The following is a 6,000-nucleotide window of genomic DNA, read 5'->3' on the forward strand; positions in this document are numbered from 1 at the left end:
CGGCGCGGCTTCGATGTCCCGGGCTTCGGATGCGCTTACATCCGATACGCGATCGTATCGTTCCAGAAACGGTCGAGGCGCTGCAAGGCGCGGTTCATCTGCTTGAACTCGTCGGTGTTGATGCCGCCGACCTGCTCGATCGAGCCGACATGGCGCTCATAGAGGCCGGCGACGACGTCAGCCACCTCGTTGCCCTTCGGCGTCAGCGAGACGCGAACCGAGCGGCGGTCGATGCGCGAGCGCTGGTGGTTGATGAAGCCGAGATCGACCAGCTTCTTCAGATTGTAGGAAACGTTCGAGCCGAGATAATAACCACGCGAGCGCAGTTCGCCGGCGGTCAGCTCCGAATTGCCGATGTTGAACAGCAGCAGCGCCTGGATGGCGTTGATGTCGGAGCGGCCGTTGCGGTCGAACTCGTCCTTGATCACGTCAAGCAGACGGCGGTGCAGGCGCTCCACCAGCTGCAGCGATTCCATGTACAGCGAACGGATCGCCTCGCGGCGATCGTCGGAAACGTTGGCGGTCTTCGCCGCCGGACGCGAATTGATCATTGTCTTTGCCTCTCGTTTGTCGCCCGGTGATTTTTTGTTCTTCACCTTGATCGCGACACTATCGAATACTCATAAAATTCGACTTAAACGCCAGGGCTAACAAGAGCTTACCGATAAGAGGTTTCGAAAGAGGCTTAACGAACGGTCACGCGAGCAAGAACAATTAACCTAAAGATTTAGCCAATGGTTTTAGGGCAAATCGTGGCCGCGAATTTGACCCCCACCGAGCGGCCCGGATGCCTATTCCCGGAGCTGGCGCTTCTGCATCCAGATAGTGACCCGGAAGACGATGTAAAGCAGCGCCACGCAGGCATGCGAGACGACGATCAGCAGCCGGTGCCCGAAGAGATTGGGAAAGACCGCATACATGACGGTCTCGGTCGCCGCGCAGATGAACCAGATCACCGGTCCCCAGGAGGCGAGCATCCACAGGCCCGCGGCGGCGAAGGGAAAGAAGACCGCGAGCGTGGCCGCGGCCACCTGCCAGTGCACCGGCATCAGGTCGAAGCGCCACAGCTCGCCCGGATAGATGCCGATCAGCCGGATCCAGTAGAGGATGCCGAAGAGCAGGCAGTAGCCGGCAATGACGCGCTGGAACCAGGCGAAGATGACCTCGGTGGTCGAGGGCTGCAGCACCACGCGCCTGGAGGTGACCTCGCTCACAGCTCGAGCTCCCTAGCCCCAAGCGGCGCGAAATAGGCGTCGATATCGGCGGCAGTCACCGCATCGAGGCTCGCGGGCCGCCATTCCGGCTTCGAGCCCTTGTCGATGATGGCGGCGCGGATGCCTTCATAAAAGTCGTGGCCGGCGAGCATGCGGTTCAGGATGCGGAACTCCATCTTCATGCACTCGTCCATCGACAGTGTCAGCCCGGCGCTGATCTCACGCCAGGCGACATTGAGGCTGGTTGGCGAGCGCGTCCTGATCGTCGCCAGCGTCTTGGCGGCGAACGCGTCGGCGGCGGCCGCTTCCTCGAGGCTGGCGACGATGCCGGCGAGCGAGGCTTTCGAGAAGTGGCGTGCGATCGCCTCCAGATCCTGCCGCTCGGTCTCGCGCCTGGCGGGCGTGAAGAAGGCGCGCAGCTCCTCATCCGGATCTCCCGATGCCGCCAGCTCGTCGAGCAGGCCGGCCTGGTCCTCGGCCTTGATCGTGTGCGTGGCGAGCCCCGACCACAGCGCATCGCCATAGCGGATGCGATTTCCCGTCAGCCCCAGATACATGCCGAAGCTGCCGCCGAGATCCGGCAAGAGGTGGCTGGCGCCGACATCGGGGAAGAAGCCGATGCCGACCTCCGGCATGGCGAACTGCGCGTTCTCGGTCAGCACGCGATGCGAGCCGTGGAAGGAGATACCGACGCCGCCGCCCATGACGATGCCATCGATCAGCGCGACGTACGGTTTCCTGAAGCGGGCGATGCGGGCGTTGAGCCGGTATTCGTCGGCGAAGAAGTCGACCGGCGGCTTGCCGGCGCGGCCGGCCTCGTAAATGTGCAGGATGTCGCCGCCGGCGGAAAACGCCCTGCCCTCGGCTCTGACGACGACAAGGCTTACGCCGGCATCGCCCTCCCAGGCGTCGAGCGCCTTGCCCAGCGCCTTGACCATGCGATGGGTGACGGCATTGAGCGCCTGCGGCCGCGTCAGCGTGACGATGCCGGCCTTTCCCAAACGCTCGAAGCGAATCTCGTCGCCTCCGCCAAAATCCATCGTCAGAGAATCCTTCTCTCCGCCCTGAGGGGGATTGAAGTGCTAAAGGCGGTACAGGGATGCGTCAATGGCGGGATCGCCGTGCTGGCGACCGGCCGCGTCCGGTGTTAGGTAACCGGCAAAGGGTTGCGCTCGCGCGGCTCGACAGATTTGCGAGCAAATCGACATGCCTGGATTTTCTCGTTTCGCGGCTGGATTGGCAGGCCTCCTATGGCTTGGAGCTCCCACCGCCTTTGCCGCAACGTCCGCGGAGCTCTACCAGGCGCAGACCATCGTCACCGGTACAGGCGAGCCGAACCGTGAGATCGGCTTCAGGGATTGCCTCGACAAGGTGCTGGTCAGGGTCTCCGGCGACCAGCGGCTGACACAGAAACCGGAGATGCTGGCGCTGCGCAACAAGGCGGCCGACTTCGTCCAATCCTTCCGCTACCACGACCGGCTGGAAGGCATTCCGATCCATGACGAGCAAGGCACGCATGACCGGCCGCACGACCTGACCTGCCTCTACAAGCCCGCGGTGGTCGACAAGCTCTTGGCACAGCTCGGCAGCAAGCCCTGGCACGGCGAGCGGCCGCTGATCGCCGTCTTCCTGACAGCCGAGCAAGGAGCGAGGCATTTCGTGCTGACGGCCAACGAAGATCGCGGCGAGACGATGCGCGAATCCTTTGTCAACGCCACGGTGCCGCTGCTGATGCGTGTCAGCTTTCCGAAGGCCAGCCAGTTGGCCGGCTTAGACGACAAGGCGCTGCGCACTGCCGACATGGCAAAGCTCGACCGGCTCGCCCGGCAGGCAGGCGCCGCCCGGGCGCTCGGCGGCAGCATCGTGTGGAGCGACAAGGAATTGGGGTGGATCGCGGACTGGCGGTTGGCCGATCACGGCAAGACCTATCAATGGCAGGTGCGCGGCGTGAGTTTCGACGAAGCTTTTCGCGTGGCGATAAAGGGCGCGGCGCAAATTTTGTCGGGAAATGGGCAGCCATAACTATCGGCAACGTATGGCGGGACAGCCCCCCTCTGCCCTGCCGGGCATCTCCCCCACAAGGGGGGAGATTGGCAGTTTCGACCTTGGCACAATCGTGTCGCATTGGTCTGCGGTCGAGGCGCATGGTAAAAAGCCGGGACGAAATAGAGAGTTTTGGCGATGAACAGATTCACACCCGCAAAGCCTGCCGGCGCGCGCAGCGTCGATGAGATCACCGGCAGCCGGCGGCTGCGGCGTATGCGCAAGGCCGACTGGTCGCGCCGGCTTGTGCAAGAAAACCAGCTCTCGGTGAACGACCTGATCTGGCCGATCTTCATCGTCGACGGCAGACAAGTGCGCGAGCCGATCGCCGCCATGCCGGACGTCTATCGCCTGTCCGTCGACCTCGCGATCAAGGAAGCCGAGCGCGCTGCCAAGCTCGGCATCCCCGCGATCGCCACTTTCCCCAATATCGAGCTCTCGCTGCGCGACCAGACCGGCTCGCACATCCTCGATCCGGACAACGTCATCAACCGCGCCACCCGCGCCATCAAGGATGCGGTGCCCGAGATCGGCATCATCACCGACGCGGCGCTCGACCCGTTCACCAGCCATGGCCATGACGGCATCCTGCGCGACGGCATCATCGTCAACGACGAGACGGTGGCACAGGTTACCGCCGCGGCCGTCATCCAGGCCGCCGCGGGCGCCGATATCATCGCGCCGTCCGATATGATGGACGGCCGCATCGGCGCCATCCGCGACGCGCTCGATGCCAACGGTTTTCAGGACGTGGCGATCATGTCCTACGCGACGAAGTTCGCCTCCGCCTTCTACGGCCCCTATCGCGAGGCCGTCGGCACCGCCGGCCTGCTCAAGGGCGACAAGAAGACCTACTATATCGACCACGCCAATTCCGACGAGGCGGTGCGCGAGGCCGAGCAGGATCTGGCCGAAGGCGCCGACATGCTGATGGTCAAGCCCGGCCTGCCCTATCTCGACATCATCCGTCGGCTGAAGGACGAGTTCCAGATGCCGACCTTCGCCTATCAGGTGTCGGGCGAGTATTCGATGATCAAGGCGGCCGCCGCCAATGGCTGGATCGACGGCGAAAAGGCGATGCTGGAATCGCTCACCGCCTTCAAGCGCGCCGGCTGCGACGGCATCCTCACCTATTTCGCGCCGACCGTGGCCGAGATGCTGAAGGGCTAGGCCTGCTTCGCGATTTTGGAATTCTGACGGTATCCGTTAGAATGATCCATGAGCAGGAATGAAGTGATCGAGCGGTTGCGGAAGAACGCAGATGCCATCAGAGGCATGGGCGCGACTTCACTTTATCTGTTTGGGTCGGCCGCGCGCGGCAATACGCGCTCAGACAGCGATCTTGATCTTTTCATAGATTATGATCCGACGCGACGTTTCTCCCTGATCGATCTCGTCGGCATCAAACAATTTCTCGAAGAGACGATGTCGACTGAAATCGACATCACCACACGCGACAGCCTTCATCCGATGCTGAAGGCGGATATCGAACGATCGGCCGTGTGCGTATTTTGATGACGCCCCGTCGGATCAAACCGATCCTCGCCACTTCCGATGCTATCGTCTTGGCTGTCGTGACAGACAATTTGCCGGCACTACGCGTTGCCGTTGAACGCATCCTGGATGCTGCTGACCGCTAGCAGCCCACTGGCCTGTCTCAGCCAATATTCCCTGCCAGCCACCTTCCGCGACGACCCCACACTGGCCGACTTGAATGCACCATGAAATACTGCTTGCATTCCGCAATCAGTCAGTCCATAACTGCTTGCAAATTACCACTGGTTTAGGAGAGACAATGATGTCCAAGCTGCGTGTCAACGCTTTCACCTTGTCGCTCGACGGTTACGGCGCCGGTCCCGACCAGGACCTCACCAATCCGCTCGGCGTCGGCGGCGAAGGCCTGCATAAATGGATGATCGGCACCCGCACCTTTCGCGAGATGGTGATCGGCAAAGATGGCGGCACCACCGACATCGATGACAGCTTCGCCGTGCGCAGCTTCGAGAATGTCGGTGCCTGGATCCTCGGCCGCAACATGTTCGGGCCCGTCCGCGGCGAATGGCCGGACGAGAGCTGGAAAGGCTGGTGGGGCGACAACTCGCCCTACCATGTGCCGGTCTTCGTGCTCACCCACCACAAGCGGGCGCCGATCGTCATGGAAGGCGGTACCACCTTCTATTTCGTCACCGACGGCATCCGTTCAGCGCTCGAACAGGCGAAGGCGGCGGCCAAGGACAAGGACGTGCGGATCGGAGGCGGCGTCGCCACCATCCGGCAATACCTGCGGGAGAGCCTCATCGACGAGATGCACCTCGCGATCTCGCCGATCCTGCTCGGCTCCGGCGAGCATCTCTTCGCCGGCCTCGACATGCTGAAGCTCGGCTACCGCTGCACCAGCCAGGTCGCGACGGCCGATGCCACACATGTGATGATCGGGCGCGCTTAAGCTAGGCTCCCCCTTCTCCCCCATGTTTGGACCGGGGACATCGCGAACAGGTGTGCGAGGACATCGCGAACAGTTTTGCATGCTATCGAGCGAGGGCATTGAGGTCGATGGTTTCTATTTTCTGATGTCTGAACCAGGCGTCGAAGACGCCGTCGATGGCGGTGGGGCGGAAGGCGACGGACTTTCCGGCGAAGGCCCGGCACAAGCGTATGGTTCGGCCGAGAATGGAGACGAAGCCATGCTGCTGAACGCGGCGGATGAGATCGTCCTTGGCATATTCGAACGGCTCGACAGTTT

Annotated in this window: 8 protein-coding genes; 5 read left to right on the forward strand and 3 right to left on the reverse strand. The window is 62.4% G+C overall.

Features of this window, described 5'->3' with window-relative positions:
* Positions 1-35 precede the first annotated feature (35 nt).
* The 3 genes from ldtR to RFN28_RS21575 all read right to left on the reverse strand — a co-directional run bounded on the left by ldtR (position 36) and on the right by RFN28_RS21575 (position 2,254).
* Positions 36-551 (reverse strand): transcriptional regulator LdtR, encoded by a 516-nt coding sequence (gene ldtR / locus RFN28_RS21565; RefSeq protein ID WP_013896002.1) that lies wholly within the window; start codon positions 549-551, stop codon positions 36-38.
* A gap of 240 nt (positions 552-791) precedes the next feature.
* Positions 792-1,214: a DUF6163 family protein gene (locus RFN28_RS21570; RefSeq protein ID WP_320289238.1), complete on the reverse strand. Its 423-nt coding sequence runs from the start codon at positions 1,212-1,214 to the stop codon at positions 792-794.
* Positions 1,211-2,254: an enoyl-CoA hydratase/isomerase family protein gene (locus RFN28_RS21575; RefSeq protein ID WP_320289239.1), complete on the reverse strand. Its 1,044-nt coding sequence runs from the start codon at positions 2,252-2,254 to the stop codon at positions 1,211-1,213. Before RFN28_RS21575 ends, RFN28_RS21570 begins: the two co-directional genes overlap by 4 nt.
* A gap of 166 nt (positions 2,255-2,420) precedes the next feature.
* Here RFN28_RS21575 and RFN28_RS21580 point away from each other — a divergent pair, with 166 nt between their 5' ends.
* The 5 genes from RFN28_RS21580 to RFN28_RS21600 form a co-directional block, all read left to right on the forward strand.
* Entirely contained in the window at positions 2,421-3,236 is an 816-nt protein-coding gene (locus RFN28_RS21580; RefSeq protein ID WP_320289240.1) for a DUF8605 domain-containing protein, read from the forward strand.
* 159 nt (positions 3,237-3,395) lie between these two features.
* Complete coding sequence (gene hemB / locus RFN28_RS21585) at positions 3,396-4,427, forward strand: porphobilinogen synthase (RefSeq protein ID WP_320289241.1); 1,032 nt, start codon at positions 3,396-3,398, stop codon at positions 4,425-4,427.
* A 48-nt stretch (positions 4,428-4,475) separates the two neighbouring features.
* On the forward strand, positions 4,476-4,772 hold the full coding sequence (locus tag RFN28_RS21590; protein ID WP_320289242.1) for a nucleotidyltransferase family protein: 297 nt from the start codon (positions 4,476-4,478) through the stop codon (positions 4,770-4,772).
* Positions 4,773-5,055: 283 nt separating this feature from the next.
* Complete coding sequence (locus RFN28_RS21595; RefSeq protein ID WP_320289243.1) at positions 5,056-5,703, forward strand: dihydrofolate reductase family protein; 648 nt, start codon at positions 5,056-5,058, stop codon at positions 5,701-5,703.
* Between the two features lie 79 nt (positions 5,704-5,782).
* Positions 5,783-6,000: hypothetical protein (locus RFN28_RS21600; RefSeq protein WP_320289244.1), on the forward strand; the 218-nt coding region annotated here is incomplete at its 3' end.

This window comes from Mesorhizobium album (genome assembly GCF_033977205.1).
GTDB classification, from domain to species: Bacteria; Pseudomonadota; Alphaproteobacteria; order Rhizobiales; family Rhizobiaceae; genus Mesorhizobium; species Mesorhizobium album.